The organism is Vibrio sp. SSH13-20 (genome assembly GCF_040104475.1).
GTDB classification, from domain to species: Bacteria; Pseudomonadota; Gammaproteobacteria; order Enterobacterales; family Vibrionaceae; genus Vibrio; species Vibrio harveyi.
Genome location: NZ_JBECOU010000009.1, coordinates 144,525 through 163,278 on the forward strand (window position 1 = coordinate 144,525; position 18,754 = coordinate 163,278).

At 46.6% G+C, this 18,754-nt stretch carries 17 protein-coding genes; 10 read left to right on the top strand and 7 right to left on the bottom strand.

From position 1 onward, the window contains the following. The first annotated feature begins 31 nt into the window (after positions 1-31). Together epmB and ABMY42_RS23010 are read left to right on the top strand one after the other, a co-directional pair. On the top strand, positions 32-1,054 hold the full coding sequence (epmB, locus tag ABMY42_RS23005; RefSeq protein WP_069687534.1) for an EF-P beta-lysylation protein EpmB: 1,023 nt from the start codon (positions 32-34) through the stop codon (positions 1,052-1,054). Positions 1,055-1,148: 94 nt separating this feature from the next. Beyond that, positions 1,149-1,646 carry an MgtC/SapB family protein gene (locus tag ABMY42_RS23010; protein WP_005425045.1) on the top strand — a complete coding sequence of 166 codons (498 nt, stop codon included), beginning with the start codon at positions 1,149-1,151 and terminating at the stop codon, positions 1,644-1,646. A gap of 77 nt (positions 1,647-1,723) precedes the next feature. On the opposite strand, the gene ABMY42_RS23015 is transcribed toward ABMY42_RS23010, so the two are convergent. The 3 genes from ABMY42_RS23015 to ABMY42_RS23025 form a co-directional block, all read right to left on the bottom strand. After that, on the bottom strand, positions 1,724-2,287 hold the full coding sequence (locus ABMY42_RS23015; RefSeq protein WP_005448292.1) for a hypothetical protein: 564 nt from the start codon (positions 2,285-2,287) through the stop codon (positions 1,724-1,726). A 407-nt stretch (positions 2,288-2,694) separates the two neighbouring features. Continuing rightward, complete coding sequence (gene groL, locus ABMY42_RS23020; RefSeq protein WP_009698895.1) at positions 2,695-4,341, bottom strand: chaperonin GroEL; 1,647 nt, start codon at positions 4,339-4,341, stop codon at positions 2,695-2,697. Between the two features lie 74 nt (positions 4,342-4,415). After that, a complete protein-coding gene (locus tag ABMY42_RS23025) occupies positions 4,416-4,706 on the bottom strand; it encodes a co-chaperone GroES (RefSeq protein WP_005448290.1) in 291 nt (96 codons plus the stop codon). Positions 4,707-4,935: 229 nt separating this feature from the next. Here ABMY42_RS23025 and ABMY42_RS23030 point away from each other — a divergent pair, with 229 nt between their 5' ends. Next, complete coding sequence (locus ABMY42_RS23030) at positions 4,936-6,315, top strand: MATE family efflux transporter (protein ID WP_009698896.1); 1,380 nt, start codon at positions 4,936-4,938, stop codon at positions 6,313-6,315. Positions 6,316-6,428: 113 nt separating this feature from the next. Here ABMY42_RS23030 and pfkA read toward each other — a convergent pair whose 3' ends face one another. The 3 genes from pfkA to ABMY42_RS23045 form a co-directional block, all read right to left on the bottom strand. Then, positions 6,429-7,391 (bottom strand): 6-phosphofructokinase, encoded by a 963-nt coding sequence (gene pfkA / locus ABMY42_RS23035; protein ID WP_005448288.1) that lies wholly within the window; start codon positions 7,389-7,391, stop codon positions 6,429-6,431. A gap of 284 nt (positions 7,392-7,675) precedes the next feature. Beyond that, positions 7,676-8,584: a CDF family cation-efflux transporter FieF gene (fieF, locus tag ABMY42_RS23040; RefSeq protein ID WP_005448287.1), complete on the bottom strand. Its 909-nt coding sequence runs from the start codon at positions 8,582-8,584 to the stop codon at positions 7,676-7,678. Between the two features lie 123 nt (positions 8,585-8,707). Further along, the gene (locus ABMY42_RS23045; RefSeq protein WP_047517347.1) at positions 8,708-9,217 is read right to left on the bottom strand and encodes a CpxP family protein; all 510 of its coding nucleotides are present in this window, start codon (positions 9,215-9,217) and stop codon (positions 8,708-8,710) included. A gap of 191 nt (positions 9,218-9,408) precedes the next feature. Between ABMY42_RS23045 and ABMY42_RS23050 the strand changes: the two genes are divergently transcribed. The 4 genes from ABMY42_RS23050 (at position 9,409) to trmL (ending at position 12,791) form a co-directional block, all read left to right on the top strand. Next, positions 9,409-10,098, top strand: coding sequence for a response regulator (locus ABMY42_RS23050; protein WP_005448283.1), 690 nt, complete (start codon positions 9,409-9,411; stop codon positions 10,096-10,098). After that, positions 10,098-11,501 carry an envelope stress sensor histidine kinase CpxA gene (gene cpxA / locus ABMY42_RS23055; RefSeq protein WP_009700534.1) on the top strand — a complete coding sequence of 468 codons (1,404 nt, stop codon included), beginning with the start codon at positions 10,098-10,100 and terminating at the stop codon, positions 11,499-11,501. Before ABMY42_RS23050 ends, cpxA begins: the two co-directional genes overlap by 1 nt. Positions 11,502-11,573: 72 nt before the next feature. Next, positions 11,574-12,182 (top strand): superoxide dismutase, encoded by a 609-nt coding sequence (locus tag ABMY42_RS23060; protein WP_349266833.1) that lies wholly within the window; start codon positions 11,574-11,576, stop codon positions 12,180-12,182. Between the two features lie 129 nt (positions 12,183-12,311). Next, positions 12,312-12,791, top strand: a complete 480-nt coding sequence (gene trmL / locus ABMY42_RS23065) for a tRNA (uridine(34)/cytosine(34)/5-carboxymethylaminomethyluridine(34)-2'-O)-methyltransferase TrmL (protein ID WP_009698900.1) — start codon at positions 12,312-12,314, stop codon at positions 12,789-12,791. A gap of 70 nt (positions 12,792-12,861) precedes the next feature. On the opposite strand, the gene ABMY42_RS23070 is transcribed toward trmL, so the two are convergent. Continuing rightward, a complete protein-coding gene (locus ABMY42_RS23070; RefSeq protein ID WP_009698901.1) occupies positions 12,862-13,380 on the bottom strand; it encodes an FxsA family protein in 519 nt (172 codons plus the stop codon). 424 nt (positions 13,381-13,804) lie between these two features. Here ABMY42_RS23070 and aspA point away from each other — a divergent pair, with 424 nt between their 5' ends. The 3 genes from aspA to ABMY42_RS23085 all read left to right on the top strand — a co-directional run bounded on the left by aspA (position 13,805) and on the right by ABMY42_RS23085 (position 18,739). Continuing rightward, positions 13,805-15,256, top strand: a complete 1,452-nt coding sequence (gene aspA, locus ABMY42_RS23075) for an aspartate ammonia-lyase (RefSeq protein WP_005428778.1) — start codon at positions 13,805-13,807, stop codon at positions 15,254-15,256. A gap of 178 nt (positions 15,257-15,434) precedes the next feature. After that, complete coding sequence (locus tag ABMY42_RS23080) at positions 15,435-16,742, top strand: anaerobic C4-dicarboxylate transporter (protein ID WP_017190954.1); 1,308 nt, start codon at positions 15,435-15,437, stop codon at positions 16,740-16,742. 161 nt (positions 16,743-16,903) lie between these two features. Beyond that, positions 16,904-18,739 carry a protein-disulfide reductase DsbD gene (locus tag ABMY42_RS23085; protein WP_349266834.1) on the top strand — a complete coding sequence of 612 codons (1,836 nt, stop codon included), beginning with the start codon at positions 16,904-16,906 and terminating at the stop codon, positions 18,737-18,739. The last annotated feature ends 15 nt before the right edge of the window (positions 18,740-18,754 follow it).

An 18,754-nucleotide genomic window follows, 5' to 3' on the forward strand; every position in this document is an offset into this window, starting at 1 on the left:
TTTTCCTCTTACATTCTTAGAGCTAAATTCAATGCCGCACATAATAACCCGAAAAGTCGAATCTGTTGAGCAAAACTGGCTCAAACAGTTAGCGAATGGGATCTCTGATCCTGCAAAATTGCTGGAAATGTTGGAAATTGATCCATCGCCATGGCTGGACGGGTTTGCTGCGCGCAAGCTGTTTGCACAGCGTGTACCGCAAAGTTTTGTCGATAGGATGGAAAAAGGCAATCCTTACGATCCACTTTTACGCCAAGTATTACCTTTGAACGAAGAATTTGAGGTCCATGAAGGCTATTCCAATGATCCGCTAGAAGAGCAAGACAATGACATTCCGGGATTGCTGCACAAGTATCGCAACCGCGCCTTGATGATTGTGAAAGGCGGCTGCGCGGTGAATTGCCGTTACTGCTTCCGCCGCCACTTCCCTTATCAAGAAAACAAAAGCGGCAAGCAAGCATGGACTAAGTGCCTTGAGTACATGGCACAACAACCTGAGCTAAACGAAGTGATCTTCTCTGGTGGCGATCCTTTGATGGCAAAAGACGATGAGATCCACTGGCTATTGGAGCACATCGCACAAATTCCACATATCAAACGCCTGCGTATTCACAGCCGTTTGCCTGTCGTGATTCCTGCTCGTATTACTGATGAGCTATGTCACCTACTTCGCGCTTCTCGTCTGCAAATCATCTTGGTAACTCATATCAACCACGCCAACGAAATCAACGCTGAGTTTGCCGCTCAAATGGCGAAGTTGAAGCAGGCTGGCGTTACCTTGCTAAACCAGGGGGTACTGCTGAAAGACGTTAACAACAGCGTTGAAGCACAAGTTGCACTGAACGAAGCGTTATTTGATGCTGGCATTTTGCCTTACTACTTGCACGTTTTAGATAAAGTCCAAGGCGCGGCACACTACTTTGTTTCCGATGAAGAAGCGAAAGAGCTCATGCGTGGCGTAATCACGCGAGTGTCTGGATATTTAGTGCCTAAATTGACCCGTGAAATTGGGGGTCGACCAAGTAAAACACCACTGGATCTACATCTAGAGTAAGTTGCTTGCCGTATAAAGATTGTCGTTACGAGTAAAAGCTTTTGTTCGCTCAGGCGGTCTTATCTATGCATACTCCGCAAATTTGGAGGTTAAGATGCAAGCAACTTTTGAACACTATTTCGATCTTGGCCCATTCAGTTGGGCGGCATTACTTTGCTGCGCAATCAATGGTTTGATGATTGGCATTGAGCGTCAAACTCGAGGTAAACCCGTTGGTATTCGTACTGCAATTCTCGTCATATCAGGTACTTACCTATTTATGTCAATGGCGGTTTCACTTTCACCAAACACGTTAGACCAAGCTCGTGTTCTTGGGCAGATCATTACTGGTGTTGGCTTTTTAGGTGCAGGTGTGATGATGACTCAAGACGGCAAAATCCACGGTGTGACTTCAGCAGCAGTAATTTGGGTATTGGCAGGCTTGGGCTTGATGATTGGCTTAGGTTACTTATCGCAGTCGATCATTATTACCGTGTTGGCATTGACCGTTTTGCTCGGTGTAGACCGGGCAGAAAACCGCGTCAAAGCTTTGCGCCGCGGTGTGCACCAGAAAATGCAGCAGCGAAAAACATCTACACGTTTGATCAAATAATCCATTCAATAAAAAAGACCCCGACGTCTCGCCGGGGTCTTTTTGTATCTGGCATTTATCGTGGAAGGTCGCGGAACTTATTTCGCAAAGTTCACGATAGGGAAACACTTGAAGAAACCGTTGTCCGCACAGTTTAGAAGACCAATTTGAACACCATCGATTTGATCAGTCATGTTGAAGACACCAAGCTGGAAGTTAGATTTTTTAGAGATACTTGCCAGACCAATGTCTGCCATTGTGTAACCTTCAGAGTAGTTCACCGCACTCCAGTTCAAACCTTTCACATTGTTTGTTACGTTCACTGCACCCAAGTTAACACCGTTCGTCTGACCTTGGTTCCAGTTAAATAGACCCAGAGAAGCACCTGTCATTTCTTGATTTACTTTTGATGCACCAAAGAAAAGACCGAAGTTCACACCGGTTGTACGATCTGTTTCAGACATACCAAGTAGAGAGAAATCGACACCTTTCACTTCGTTCACCTGACCGTGAAGAACAGCAAGACGCACACCACCAACTGAGGAGTTAGAAGGCGCGTTCGTGTTGTCGATTGTAGAGAACATAACTGGTGAGCTGTCAGCAAGAGCAACAGGTGAAGCGATAACGGCTGCAACAGCCAGTGACGTCATTAGCTTTTTCATTTTCATCTCCATGGGGATTTGTCTTTTACAACATAGTGTAGTGTTCAGAGTTTGCGCTATTTTTAGTTAATGAATGTTAGCGCTAAGTCATATTTAACTGAGTGAATATTTAACCCAATAATTCACACGCATTATTTATCCGCTTTTTTCCTAAACTCTGATGATTAGTAACCACTCAATTTCGAGTGTTTCCGTCAATGTTCTCAGCACTCAGCTCAATCCAATAACACCTTGCTCTGCTATGTCTAACGAAGAAGAATCAGAATTTCCCTACAACTCAATCTCACCCACAAACAGCCTCAATTCACAAACATAAAAAAGCCGAGGCATTCACCTCGGCTTCCTAGTTTGGTTTGGTCGGTTGTCTTTAAGCTATAAGGCGTTAGAGCGACAAGACAAGCAGCAAATTACATCATGCCGCCCATACCACCCATACCGCCCATACCACCCATGTCAGGCATACCTGCGCCTTCTTTTTGTGGTAGGTCAGTAACCATCGCTTCAGTTGTGATCATTAGACCTGCAACTGATGCTGCAAATTGTAGAGCAGAACGCGTTACTTTAGTTGGGTCTAGGATACCCATCTCTAGCATGTCGCCGTACTCGCCTGTTGCTGCGTTGTAGCCGTAAGAACCTTCACCTGCTTTCACGTTGTTCGCTACTACTGACTCTTCATCACCCGCGTTCTTCGTGATTTGACGGATTGGCGCTTCCATTGCGCGTAGTGCAACGCGGATACCAACGTTTTGCTCTTCGTTGTCACCTTCTAGGTCAACAATCTTAGATGCTGCACGGATTAGTGCTACACCACCACCAGCAACAACGCCTTCTTCAACCGCTGCGCGAGTTGCATGCAGTGCATCTTCTACGCGGTCTTTCTTCTCTTTCATCTCAACTTCAGTTGCTGCACCAACTTTGATTACTGCAACACCGCCTGCTAGCTTAGCAACGCGCTCTTGTAGTTTCTCTTTGTCGTAGTCTGAAGTTGCATCTTCGATTTGCTGACGGATTTGAGCAACACGACCTTGGATCATTGCTTCTTCACCCACGCCATCGATGATGGTTGTGTTTTCTTTTGTGATTGCAACGCGCTTCGCCTGACCTAGGTCTTCTAGTGCTACTTTTTCTAGCTCTAGACCAACTTCTTCAGAAATCACGATACCGCCAGTTAGGATAGCGATGTCTTGTAGCATTGCTTTACGACGGTCACCGAAACCAGGCGCTTTCACTGCTGCTACTTTCACGATGCCACGCATGTTGTTCACAACAAGTGTTGCTAGTGCTTCACCTTCTACGTCTTCAGCGATGATAAGTAGTGGGCGAGATGCTTTTGCTACTGCTTCTAGTGCTGGAAGAAGTTCACGGATGTTCGATACTTTCTTATCGATCAGAAGGATGAATGGGTTTTCAAGATCAACAGAACCTGCTTCTTGGTTGTTGATGAAGTAAGGAGATAGGTAACCGCGGTCGAACTGCATACCTTCAACTACATCTAGCTCATCTTGTAGTGCTTGACCTTCTTCAACAGTGATAACACCGTCGCGACCAACTTTTTCCATTGCTTCAGCAATGATGTTACCTACGCTTGAGTCAGAGTTCGCAGAGATGGTACCAACCTGTGCGATTGCTTTGGTGTCGTTACACTCAACAGATAGCTCTTTTAGTTGCTCAACTGCTGCAATAACTGCTTTGTCGATACCGCGCTTAAGGTCCATTGGGTTCATACCCGCTGCAACTGCTTTTAGACCTTCATTTACGATTGCTTGCGCTAGTACGGTTGCTGTTGTTGTACCGTCACCCGCTGCGTCGTTTGCTTTAGACGCAACTTCTTTAACCATTTGTGCGCCCATGTTCTGGAATTTATCTTCCAGTTCAATTTCACGCGCTACTGATACACCATCTTTAGTGATAGTTGGTGCACCAAAAGATTTGTCTAGAACTACGTTACGACCTTTAGGACCCAGTGTTACTTTTACTGCGTCCGCTAGAACGTTTACGCCTTCTAGCATTTTAACTCGTGCGTCATTACCAAATTTAACGTCTTTAGCAGCCATCTTTGATTTCCTTTCTAAATTCTGTTTTCGATTTCGTTTTTGAATCAGAGCAAAAAATTACTCAACGATTGCTATTAGTCGACAATAGCCATGATGTCGTTTTCAGACATTACTAGCACTTCTTTACCGTCGATTTTTTCAGTTTTAGTACCGTAACCTTCAGCGAAGATAACAGTATCACCAACTTTAACGTCCAGCGGTAGCACTGTGCCGTTCTCTAGGATGCGGCCTTTACCCACAGCTAGAACAACACCGCGAGTCGATTTTTCCGCAGCAGAACCAGTTAAAACGATGCCACCAGCTGACTTTGATTCAACTTCTTTACGTTCAACGATAACTCGGTCATGTAATGGACGAATGTTCATCGGTCGTCTCTCCTGAAAATTTCCATGTTTATTTGATAATTGCCCGCGCAGGGGCACGTGATCACTATATAAGGGGCAAAGCTAAGGATCCCAAGGGGTAGACGTGAATTTTTTGTGACTTAGTTAAAATAACCGGCAGCTAAGCAACGGTTTGCGCGCGAAATGCTCACTCGCCGAGGCAACGGCTTTCTTGTATCCTTGCCCTTCCCTCACCAGATAGATGTCAAAAATGCTGGAAAAGAATAAGCCGGACAATCAGACTCAAGACAAGCATGGTTTGTTGACCGCGCCCATTCCTGACACCTTACGCAAAATGACCGTCCCAATGACCATGGGCATGATCGCGATTTTGATGTTTAACTTGGTCGATACCTTTTTCATCTCGCTATTGGGTACCGAAGCGCTCGCGGCAATCAGTTATACCTTCCCAGTAACCTTTGCTGTGAACTGCATCACTATGGGCATTGGTATGGGTCTGTCGACCAATATCGGTCGCCTGTTGGGTCAAGGAGAGTCTTCTCAAGCTGCACGTTTTACTAGCCATGGTTTATTACTGGCAGTTGCTCTAGTTACGATTGCTTCAACGCTAGGTTTGTTTACCATCGAGCCATTATTCAGCTTCCTTGGCGCAAAAGAAGATTCCATTCCACTGATCAAGCAGTACATGCAAGTCTGGTATCTGACAATTCCCCTGCTGGTGATCCCAATGGCAGGCAATAGCGCTATTCGGGCGACTGGTGATACCAAGACTCCGGCGAAGATAATGATGCTCGCTGGATTGATTAACGGCATACTCGATCCATTACTCATCTTTGGCTACGGTCCTTTTCCTGAGCTCGGCATTCAAGGCGCTGCGATTGCTAGTGCATTCAGTTGGTTTGGTGCTTTGTGCGGTTCTTTCTATGTATTGATCAAACGCGAAAAGCTGCTTGCGGCACCACAATGGCAGTGCATCAAACAAGATTGGCAACAAACGCTCAAGATCGGTACGCCCGCTGCTCTCTCGAATGCGATGACGCCGCTATCTGGTGCGATTCTGATGATGATTTTGTCTCACCATGGCACCGCAGCGGTTGCCGCTTATGGCGCTGCGCAGCGAATTGAGTCGATCTTGATTTTGGTGTTGATGTCACTGACTTCTGCACTCACCCCGTTTATGGCGCAAAACTTTGGGGCTAATAACCCTGCTCGTGCATTCGCTGGCTGGTTCCTGAGCATGCGCTTTGCGGTGGTGTTCCAAGGCTTTATCTTTTTGATGATGGTGCCCCTTAGCATTCCTCTCGCAGCACTCTTCTCCCAAGAAGCGGCAGTAAAAGACTTGCTCTGGCATTACCTCTTAGTCGTGCCGTTTAGCTATGGTTTCCAAGGTATTGTGATGATGCTGGTGAGTGGCTATAACGCGATGCACAAACCGCTGCGCGCTTTCCAATGGAGCTTTATGCGCTTGTTCGTCTTTACGCTGCCAGCGGCATGGATTGGCAGCCAGCTTTATAGCATCGAAGGTTTGTTCATTGGTATTGCTCTGGGTAACACACTAGGCGGTTTGCTAGGGTATCTCTTTGCCCTGCGCGAGCGTCGTATGACATTAGCAGAGCATGCGAGCTCTTAGTTCCACATAAAGCCAGTTTCAATCTCAGACGGACTTCAGCTTAGACAAGTTTCGGATAATAAAAAACCGCGGATAACCGCGGTTTTTTTAGATTTTGACTTTATCAAGCAGGCTTAGAATAGCTCTTCAGCAACTTGGTATAGGTCGTTGCGTACAGGACGCTTCATGTTCTCGATAGCATCGATGATGTCGTGGTGAACCAGTTGCTCTTTCACGATACCAACACAACGACCACCGTGGCCTTCCATTAGTAGGTGAACAGCATAGTTACCCATACGAGACGCTAGAACGCGGTCAAATGCAGTTGGACGACCACCACGTTGGATGTGACCAAGAACCGTTGCACGAGTCTCACGACCTGTTGCCGCTTCGATCTCTTTCGCTAGTTCGTTTGCATCCATCATCAGCTCAGTTAGCGCGATGATTGCGTGCTTCTTACCTTTAGAGATACCGTCTTGGATGTTACCAATCAGCTTCTCTTTATCTAGACCAGTTTCTGGAGTAATGATGTACTCACAGCCACCTGCGATTGCAGACATCAGAGTTAGGTCACCACAGTGACGACCCATGATTTCTACGATAGAAATACGCTGGTGAGAAGAAGACGTGTCGCGTAGACGGTCGATTGCGTCGATAACTGTGTTTAGCGCTGTTAGGTAACCGATTGTGTAATCTGTACCTGCGATATCGTTATCGATTGTGCCTGGTAGACCGATACATGGGTAACCCATCTCAGTCAGTTTCTTAGCACCCATGTAAGAACCGTCACCACCGATGACAACTAGTGCATCGATACCGTGCTTTTTAAGGTTCTCAATCGCTTGTTCGCGTACTGCCACTTCCTTGAATTCAGGGAAACGTGCAGAACCTAGGAATGTACCACCCTTGTTGATCACATCAGAAACGCTAGAACGATCTAACCTTTCGATGCGGTCTTCGTAAAGACCTAGGTAGCCATCGTAAACACCGTAAACTTCCAATCCCTCAGATAGTGCTGTACGAACTACGCCGCGTACTGCAGCGTTCATACCAGGTGCGTCACCGCCACTTGTTAAAACACCGATCTTCTTAATCATGCTCACCCTCGATCTTTGGCAATCAATTATTTAATTTTCTTTTAGGCCCCTTGTTACCAAGCAACCTGCATAATCCAGAACTGTGCGTTATGTTACATTTCCTCTACAGGAATACCAATGAAAACACACTTTTTTATGTAACTTTTCTACTTATGTAAGAGTATTACAGTTTCTCTTTGCAACTTCGTTGATTCACATCAGGATCACGATTCTTAATAAGTAGTGATGGAAAGATAGTCAATAAGCGCCTATTTGTCGTCAGGCACAGCCCTATTTTTCGACCGTTACCAATCTTGCGCCTTCTGGTCTCTTTCTGGACCAAACACCACTGACAATGGATCTTGATGGATCAGCACATCCGCTTCCGGGAACAGCTCAAGTAGATTATCTTCTACTTTATCGGCAATGTGGTGGGCCTCGATCAAACGTAAGTTATCATCCAATTCTAAGTGCAGTTGGATAAAGCGCGTTGGACCAGACATCCGTGTACGTAACTGATGCACACCCAATACCCCTTCCACTTTTAAGCACTCTTGACGAATCTGTTCCAACTCTTCATCTGGCAGTTTTCTATCCAACAAGGTCTGAATCGCTTCGCTGACCATCTTGAATGCGCTGTATAAAATAAAGATACCAATACCCACCGCAAACACTGCATCGGCTTGCGTGACACCAAAGTAACTCAAACCTAATGCCACCATAATGGCACCATTCATATACAGGTCTGTTTGGTAATGCAGTGAGTCGGCGGCGATCGCCTGACTGCCCGTCACACGCACGACATGCTTTTGGAACATCACAAGTCCAAAAGTGACCACCATAGCAAATAGAGAAACGTAAACACCGAGCTCTGGGGCGTTTAATTCATGTGGGCGGAAGAAGCGCTCGACACCGTTCAGGATCAAGAACACCGCAGAACCAGAAATAAACATCGCTTGTGCCAGCGCCGCCAACGACTCGGCTTTACCGTGACCAAAAGTATGTTCTCTGTCGGCAGGTTGTAGGGAATAGCGCACCACAATGAGGTTCACCACCGAAGCTGCGATATCCAGCATGGAGTCAATTAAAGAGGCAAGTAAGCTGACTGACCCCGTCACCCACCAAGTGATGACTTTGACAATCAAAAGAAGCGTCGCAACGATGGTTGCCGTCCAAGCTGCCATCGTCACTAAACGTGCGTATTGCTGTTTCATAATCAAATAGTTAACTCAAACCGTGCTTTGAGTATACCTTGAGAATGATTTAATGAGTATGAAATCGCCAAGATCAAAAAGAGGCAGCACTCTGGCTACCTCTCTTACGTTATCTTTCAGCGATTAGCTGTTGTGGTGCTTTTCCATGCGTTTTTGCATTTTTTCGCCACACTTTTGTTGACGCTCTTTTTGTAGCTCAACAAATTTTGTTTTTTGCTCAGGTGTTAGCACGCTCAGCATTTGATGCTTCTTCTCTAGCATTTTAACGCGACGTTCAGTCTGCTTCTCAACCATCTCTTTTGCTAGGTCGTTTGCCGCTGCTGCATCGAAGTTATCAGCCAATAGCAGTGCTTGAACCTTTTCGTGGTGCGCTTGACGCTCAGCCATACGTGCTTCTTTACCATCCGCGAATTTTGCTTTCATTTCCGCTTTGTTCGCTTCACGCATTTCTTTTAGTTGGTCTTTTTGTGCATCAGTTAGGTCTAGTTGACGCATGATACCGCGGTCCATACCCATACCACACTCACCGCGATGACCTTTGTGGTCTTTACCGCCAAATGCGAATGCACTCGCTGTACCTAGAGTTAGAGGTAGAACAACAGCCGCTAGTACCAGTTTCTTTGCAGTTTTCATAATACGATTCCTTACACAGGTTAGTGATTCTTCTGAGCTGTTCTCACAGCGCTTGAGTGTAGAATACGACCTACTAGGTAAAGCGACGTATAGAGACCGTAAAGAATCGTAAAGAGTGATTTTTACACTCATTCTTCACCGTCATTACCATGTAATATTAAAACAACTACGAATGATAAATAGGTACTCATATGGCGAACATTCTTTTGATTGATGACGATACCGAGCTAACCAGCCTACTTAAGGAAGTGCTGAGCTTCGAAGGTTTTAACGTCAACGAAGCCAACGATGGAGAAGCTGGTCTCGCGGCAGTCACTGACGAAATCGACCTTATTCTGCTCGATGTCATGATGCCAAAACTCAATGGAATGGAAACCTTAAAGCGCCTGCGTGAAAACTGGGAAACGCCTGTTCTAATGCTGACAGCTAAAGGCGAAGAAATCGATCGCGTGATCGGTCTTGAACTGGGTGCGGATGATTACCTGCCAAAACCATTCAGCGACCGCGAACTACTGGCACGTATCCGAGCAATTTTACGCCGCACAAGCAGCACTCAAAAGAGCACTAAAAACGGTGACTGCATTGAGTATCAAGAAATCAAACTCTATCCAGGCAAACAGGAAGCCTATTGTGAAGAGGTTCTGCTGGATTTAACGACCACAGAGTTCGCCTTGTTGACTCACTTTGTACAAAATCCGGGGCAAGTCCTCACTAAAGAAACCCTGAGTCTTGACGTGCTTGGTAAGCGCCTTGCAGCCTTTGACCGCGCGATCGATATGCACGTGTCCAACCTACGGAAGAAACTGCCAGATCAGAGTAACGGTAAGCCACGCATTAAAACCCTACGAGGGCGCGGCTACATGTTGATTGAGGAGGATTAATGCGAGCACCACGCTTCAAACTACCGAAGATAAACAGCTTGTATGGACGCATCTTTGCCATCTTCTGGTTCACCATGTTTTTGGTTCTGATGGCTGTGCTGTCACTACCTCATCTTGATCCACGGAAAGCGCGCGACATTCCAAAAGAGCATTATCAACGTATGCTTGAAATACGTGACGGTATTGAGAAGAAGTATCGCAACCAAGATAACCTCGGCAAAATCTTATTTAGCCTTGAAGGACAACGACGCAGCAAGCATGACCCACGTCCAAGGATCTTCTTTTCCGATCACGAAGGGAATGTCTTAAGCACCTCGAGCCACAAAGACTTTAAGCTGCGTGCACTGCAAAATTTTGTCACCAGTATTGAAGATCAGTCACAGCCGAAACAAAAACTCTACGGTCGTTACATGATTGCAGGTCCAGTGCCAATCAATGTCGCTAATTCAGATCTACTGATGTACGTCGGCTTTAAGTGGAACGAGCCGCCACCAATCATGTTGCGCCTGTTTGACCACCCATTGCAGTTGCTGCTCGCCGTTATGTTGGTGAGTACACCGCTATTATTATGGTTAGCATGGGCATTGAGCCAACCAGCTCGACGATTGGAAACCGCAGCACAACGCGTTGCTAAAGGTGAGTTTGTCATCGATCCAAATCTAGAGAAAGGCACCACCGAGTTTCGCCAAGCAGGTACGAGCTTCAACCAAATGGTCGAGGCTGTGAATCAAATGATTTCTGGTCAGCAGCGTTTACTCTCGGACATCTCACACGAGCTGCGTTCCCCACTCACTCGCCTGCGTATGGCAAGTGCGTTGGCGACTCGTAAACAAGGTGAAAGCCCAGAGCTAACTCGTATTGATACCGAAGCGCAGCGCTTAGAGCAGATGATTGCCGAGCTGCTTGAGCTGTCGCGCATGCAGGTAAACAGTCACATGACGCGCGAGACTCAGCCAATTGTCAGCTTATGGGAAGAGATCATCAAAGACGCGCAGTTTGAAGCCGAGCAAATGGGTAAAACCCTTAGCTACTCAACCTTACCGGATCGCAGTATCTCTGGTAATCCTAAATTGTTGATGAGCGCGGTAGAAAATATCATCCGCAACGCGATTTACTACGGCAAAGATGAAGTAAGAATCGACATTCAGGATTCATTCGATACCCTCAGCATCGTGGTTGACGACAATGGGGAAGGCGTACCTGACGAAGAATTGGAAGCAATTTTCCGCCCGTTTTACCGTGTATCTACAGCACGAGATCGCCATTCAGGTGGTACTGGCTTAGGATTAACCATCACCGACAGTGCGATTCGTCAGCACAGCGGTTCGATTGTTGCTAGCCGTAGCCCACTCGGCGGTTTACGTGTCACCATCACCCTACCATTGATCAGCGCAGGCAAATAACCTTACAAAGATCAAAGTTGATAATGATTTTCATTAACATTAAAGTAAATCCTCCATAAAGGAGGATTTACAATGTCGCACATTTTCCCCGAGCTTCCATACGAATACGATGCGTTAGAGCCGTACATCGATGCGAAAACAATGGAAGTTCACTACAGCAAACACCATAAAACTTATTACGACAAATTCATGGCTGCCGCAAAAGGCAGCGCTCTCGAGACCCAAAGCCTCGATGACATCTTCGCTAGCATTTCTCAACACAGCCCAGCTATCCGCAACAACGGTGGCGGCTATTACAATCACATCATTTACTGGAACTGCATGTCACCAAACGGTGGCGGTGAACCTCAAGGTGCTCTAGCGCAAGCCATCAACGACAAATATGGCGACTTCGAAAAGTTTAAAGATGAGTTCGCACAAGCTGCTATCAATACTTTCGGCTCTGGCTTTGCTTGGCTGGTCGTAAAAGATGGCGATATTCACATTACGTCAACGAGTAACCAAGACAACCCTCTAATGGACGTTGCCGCGGTACAAGGTGAACCAGTCCTAGCATTGGATGTGTGGGAACACGCATACTACATCAGCTACCAAAACCGTCGTCCTGAATACATCGACGCATGGTGGAATGTGGTCAACTGGCGCGCAGTGGAAGAGAACTACACTCGCGCTCTAAGTTAATCCGTAACCATTAGGGCAACACGCTGAGAGGTTGCCCTCTTCTATACCCAGTCATTGTGTTGAATCTCGCTTCCCATGGTGACTTGGGTATATACTGCTAGCCTGTTTTGACCAATCTAATTCAATACCATGTTTGATATCGCTCTATACGAACCAGAAATCGCGCCGAACACCGGCAACATCATTCGCCTGTGTGCTAACTGCGGTGCGAATCTGCACCTGATTGAGCCACTGGGTTTCGATCTAGAAGAGAAGAAAGTCCGCCGCGCAGGTTTGGATTACCACGATTTGGCTCGCGTGACGCGTCATAAAAATTATCAAGCATTCTTGGAATACTTAGAGAAAGAGAAACAAGGCAACTACCGCCTGTTTGCATGTACGACAAAGACTACAGGTCATCACGTCGATGCAAAATACCAAGAAGGCGATGTTTTGATGTTTGGTCCAGAAACGCGAGGTCTGCCGGCAGACGTGATCGATAGTCTGCCAATGGAGCAACGTATCCGCATTCCAATGATGCCGGATGCACGCAGCCTAAACCTATCTAATGCCGTAGCTATCATTGCGTTTGAAGCGTGGCGCCAGATGGGCTTTGAAGGTGCGTTGTAAGCACAGCAAATGACAGATACTAAAAAGGGCGCTGAATGCGCCCTTTTGCTTTTTTTACTTACCGATTGAATCAGTTGAGCTTGTTACGATCATTGTCGTCTTTACGCTCGTACTCACCTTCGAAGGTGTTGCCGTTATCCGATTGAGAATTGAATGGGTCACGACGGAACGGGTCTTGCTCAAATGGACCTTGGCTTGAGAAGCCGCCTTGAAAGCCGCCACCATTTACCGTCTTCACCACCATCTTGCTCATTAAGTATTTCGCAATCGCCGCTCGTGGGGCTGGCAATAATACCAACATACCCAATGCATCGGTCATGAAACCTGGGGTTAACAACAGCACACCGGCAACCGCCAGCATCACACCTTCAAAAATCTGTTGAGCAGGAAGCTCACCTTGCTCTAAGCGACCTTGCACCGACATTAGCGTCTGGATGCCTTGGCTACGTACCAAAGACGCACCGACAAATGCAGTAATCAACACCAAAGCAATCGTAGGCCAGAGACCTAAGAAGCCTCCCACCTGAATAAATAGGCCGATTTCGATGATCGGGACGAAAATAAACGCCAATAATAAGATAGGAAACACATGCCCTCCTTTGTTGAATTCAGTGTAATGGCAAAAGCCTACTAAGCTCAAACGAATCGTTGTAAAAAAGCGTGTTCACCCTGGGGAGAATGCATTGTGCAAAAAACGCCCTTTGAACAAAGGTGCATATACAAAAATTGATCGTTGAAAAGTGCTATTTTCGGACTCTTAAAATCCATGTTTGTCGAGGAAAAACATCTACCCATAAAGGGTTATTAATATCCCGTTCATACTTTGCAAATTATTGACGCATTAAAAGCGAAAAAGGTGATCCACTTACTATTTTTATGCGCTAGGTGCAGTATGATGTGCCACATAAGTCAGGACGGTTTTTCCAGCCAAAAACTCTGATGAATGGATTCTTGATTGCAGAAATGGCTAATAAATAACTTAAATATCAGAATTATTATCTAAGGATCCTGTTATGGCTACACTATCTGATGCTCCAAAGACAGCAAACCAAGCCACTCGTATTGAAGAAGATCTATTAGGCCAACGTCATGTCCCTGCCGATGCTTACTACGGCATCCACACACTTCGCGCTATCGAAAACTTCAACATTTCAAGCACTACCATCTCTGACGTACCTGAATTTGTACGTGGCATGGTAATGACTAAGAAAGCCGCTGCACTAGCAAACAAAGAGCTAGGTGCGATTCCAAAAGACGTTGCTAACTATATTCTAGAAGCGTGTGATTTGATCCTTGAAACAGGTAAGTGCATGGATCAGTTCCCTTCAGACGTATTCCAAGGTGGCGCAGGCACGTCAGTTAACATGAACACAAACGAAGTTATCGCGAACGTTGCACTTGAACTGATGGGCAAGGAAAAAGGCCAATATGAGTTCATCAACCCGAACGATCACGTTAACAAGAGCCAATCAACAAACTGTGCGTACCCAACGGGCTTCCGTATCGCGGTTTACAACAGTGTTCATCAGTTGATGGAAGCGATCGAATACCTAAAAGGCGCATTCGAGCTTAAAGCACAAGAATTCAAAGATGTATTGAAGATGGGTCGTACTCAGCTTCAAGACGCGGTTCCTATGACTGTAGGTCAAGAGTTCCACGCATGGGCAGTAACACTAAACGAAGAAATTCGTGCCCTAGATTACACATCCAAACTACTACTAGAAATCAACCTAGGGGCAACGGCAATCGGTACAGGTCTAAACGCACCAACTGGTTACCAAGCACTAGCAGTGAAACACCTAGCGGAAGTCACTGGCGTTGAAGTGGTTGCAGCAGAAGACCTAATCGAAGCAACCTCTGACTGTGGTGCCTACGTGATGACGCACGGTGCGCTGAAACGTCTAGCAGTGAAACTATCGAAGATCTGTAACGACCTTCGTCTACTTTCTTCTGGTCCACGTGCAGGTCTTAACGAACTGAACCTACCAGAAATGCAAGCAGGCTCTTCAATCATGCCAGCTAAAGTAAACCCAGTTATCCCTGAAGTAGTAAACCAAGTTTGCTTCAAAGTTCTAGGTAACGACAACACGGTTTCTTTCGCAGCAGAAGGCGGTCAGCTACAGCTTAACGTAATGGAACCAGTTATCGCACAAAGCGTGTTCGAGTCTATCTCTCTACTACACAACGCGTGTGTGAACCTACGTGACAAATGTATCGATGGCATCACTGTGAACAAAGAAGTTTGTGAGAACTACGTTTACAACTCTATCGGTATCGTAACTTACCTAAACCCATACATCGGTCACCACGAGGGCGATATTGTGGGTAAGATCTGTGCTGAAACAGGTAAGAGCGTACGTGATGTGGTTCTAGAACGCGGTTTATTAACTGCAGAAGAGCTAGATGACATCTTATCGGTTGAAAACTTCATGCATCCGACTTATAAAGCGAAACGCTACGAGTAATCGTATATGTAAAGGGGTCCCTAACGGGGCCCTTTTTTAGGCTCTGATACGGTTAACCACATTTTTTATGCGCTTTTTATTGCCGTAAGCCGATCAGGTTCTGATTTTCTGAACACTTACTCCTGTTCCTGAGTGCTCAAAAAATCAGAATCATTAAAAAACTAAAAGAGGTATCAATATGGTAATGGTCGAACTCTTCGTGGTTCTGCTCTTCATCTATTTGGGGGCAAGAATCGGTGGTATCGGCATTGGTTTTGCCGGTGGTGCTGGGGTAATTGCATTGTCTTTAATCCTAGGCGTACCGACAAGCCAAGCTTACATTCCTGTCGACGTAATCCTGATCATCATGTCTGTAATTACCGCTATCGCAGCAATGCAAGTTGCGGGTGGTTTGGACTGGATGGTTCAAGTTGCAGAAGACTTTTTGCGTAAACATCCCGAACGCATCACTTTTTACGCGCCTATCGTGACATTCCTAATGACACTGATGGCGGGTACAGGTCATACCGCTTTCTCTACTCTACCTGTAATTGCAGAAGTAGCAAAAGGTCAAGGCGTTCGCCCTTCTCGTCCACTGTCTATCGCGGTAGTTGCATCGCAAATCGCTATCACAGCATCGCCAATCTCAGCGGCAGTTGTAGCGTTCGCAGCAATGCTTCACCCATTCGGCGTTGACTACTTGACGCTACTAGCGATCTGTATCCCAACAACGTTCATCGCTTGTATGATCGGTGCATTCGTTGCGAACTTCATGGGTAGCGAACTTAAAGACGATCCTGAATACCAAGACCGTCTAGCAAAAGGCTTGATCAAGCTAAACACAGAATCTAAGCGCGAAATCCTGCCAACAGCGAAGAAAGCAACTTTCATCTTCCTAGGCGCTATCGCATTCGTAGTATGTTACGCAGCAGCAATCTCTGGCTCTGTTGGCCTTATCGAGAACCCTGCTCTAGGTCGTAACGAAGCTATCATGACGGTAATGCTTGCAGCTGCGGCAGCTATCGTAATGAGCTGTAAAATCGACGCTGGCAAAATCCCAGCAGCAGCAACATTCCGCTCTGGTATGACAGCGTGTGTGTGTGTTCTTGGCGTAGCATGGCTAGGTTCTACGTTCGTTAACGCGCACGTTGACGGCATCAAAGAAGTGGCTGGTGCGCTACTAGCAGACTACCCATGGATGCTAGCACTTGTTCTATTCTTTGCTTCAATGCTGCTTTACTCGCAAGGTGCAACTACCGTTGCGCTTATGCCAGCAGCACTAGCAATCGGTGTGGCACCACTTACCGCAGTTGCGTCTTTCGCAGCAGTAAGTGCGCTATTCGTACTGCCAACTTACCCAACGCTTCTAGCAGCGGTTGAGATGGACGACACGGGTTCAACTCGTATCGGTAAATACGTATTCAACCACCCATTCTTTGTACCTGGTGTGGTAACCATCGCTTCTGCGGTAGCACTTGGCTTCGCATTCGGTGGTCTGCTGATCTAGTAGAAACAGAGTCTTACTCGGGGAGCTTCGGCTCCCTTTTTTATTGCCTGTCGCATTGGAGAGCGCTTAACAAATCTTCACTTCCATGAAACTTATTGGCTAGTCAGCAGGTCTGATTGAGTTACACTAACGGCAATTATCTAAGATGAATTGAACCTTTTATGCGTGCATTACTCTCCGTCTTACTCTTAGGGCTTATTACCTTCTCTGCGCCTTCTTTTGCTTTGTTTGGCAATGATCAGTTAAACAACAGTCAAAGCAATGCTTTTGGCAGCAGCAACGATACCTTTGTACCTGTCGATCAGGCTTTCCCATTCAACTACTACCAGCAAGACGGCAAATTAATGTTGGATTGGCAGGTACGTGATGGTTACTACCTGTATCAAGAACGTTTGTCGGTAGCGGGCGAGAAGGTGTCGTTAGGCGAACTGCAAATGGAAGATGGAACGCCGCATAAAGATGAATTCTTTGGTGACGTACATATCTACACTCAGCCTCTGTTCGTTAACGTCCCAATGCACGACTGGCAAGACGGAGCACGCGTGGTAGTACAATACCAAGGTTGTGCGAAAGCAGGCTTCTGTTACCCACCAGAAACTCGCGTGATTCCTATCAGCGCGTTTACTTCATCGAACTCAGATTCAACAGCGGCGACGACTGCACCAAAAGCAGAACAAGCGCCAACAGCAACGCCACCAGCGGCGCAATCATCTAGTTCTAGCGACACATCATCGGCTCCAGTAACACAGCAAGATAGCCTTGCCGCAAACCTAGCTGATAACTGGTGGACGCCACTTCTGTTCTTGGCGCTTGGTGTGGGCTTAGCATTTACGCCATGTGTTCTGCCGATGTACCCAATTCTGACCAGCATCGTGCTTGGCAGCGGCAAACTAAGCCAAAGTCGCGCGCTAGGTTTGTCGTTTGTCTACGTGCAAGGCATGGCGCTGACTTATACCCTACTGGGCCTTGTGGTGGCGTCTGCGGGCATGCAATTCCAAGCAGCGATGCAACACCCTTATGTGTTGATTGGTTTGAGTGTGCTGTTCGTGACGCTCGCCCTGTCTATGTTTGGCGTTTATAACCTGCAACTGCCAAGTGGGGTACAAACTTGGTTAAACAACCTCAGCAACAAACAACAAGGTGGTAGCAGCGCAGGTGTATTCGCCATGGGTGCGATTTCTGGTCTGGTGTGCTCCCCATGCACCACGGCTCCTCTGTCTGGTGCGCTACTTTACGTTGCACAAAGTGGTGACTTACTGACAGGTGGTATCGCGCTCTATGCACTAGCAATGGGTATGGGTATTCCACTCATTCTTGTTGCAGTATTCGGCAACAAACTTCTGCCAAAAGCAGGAGGTTGGATGGATCGCGTTAAGACTCTGTTCGGCTTCATTCTACTGGCTGCTCCTATCTTCCTACTTGAGCGCATCTTGCCAGAAATGTGGGCTACGGCATTGTGGTCAGCACTGGGTATCGCGGCTTTTGGTTGGCTATACCACATCAAAAACAGCCTAGAATTTGGCGGTTGGAAGCAAAGCGCAGTAGGCATCATTGCTGTGCTTGGTTTGTTTGCTTCTGCTCAACCAGCATTGAACTATTGGTTTGGCGGCAACACCACTACACAAACTCAGCAAGCAACAGTGAGTTTTACTCGTATTGCTAACGTGGCTGAGCTTGAGGCTGCACTTGCTCAGGCGAAACAAGTAGGTAAACCAGTGATGCTGGATTTCTACGCCGACTGGTGCGTAGCATGTAAAGAGTTCGAGAAGTACACCTTCCATGACCCAAGCGTCGAAGCCAAACTGCAAGACTTCGTTCTTCTGCAAGCGGACGTAACTAAGAACCAAGTGCAAGACATCGAGCTGCTTAAACATATGAATGTACTTGGTTTGCCAACGATTGAGTTCTGGGATGCCAATGGCGAACATGTTTCAAACGCTCGTTTGACAGGCTTTATGCAAGCCGAGCCTTTCTTAGAGCACATCAACCGATTCTGATGATGAATCTTTCAA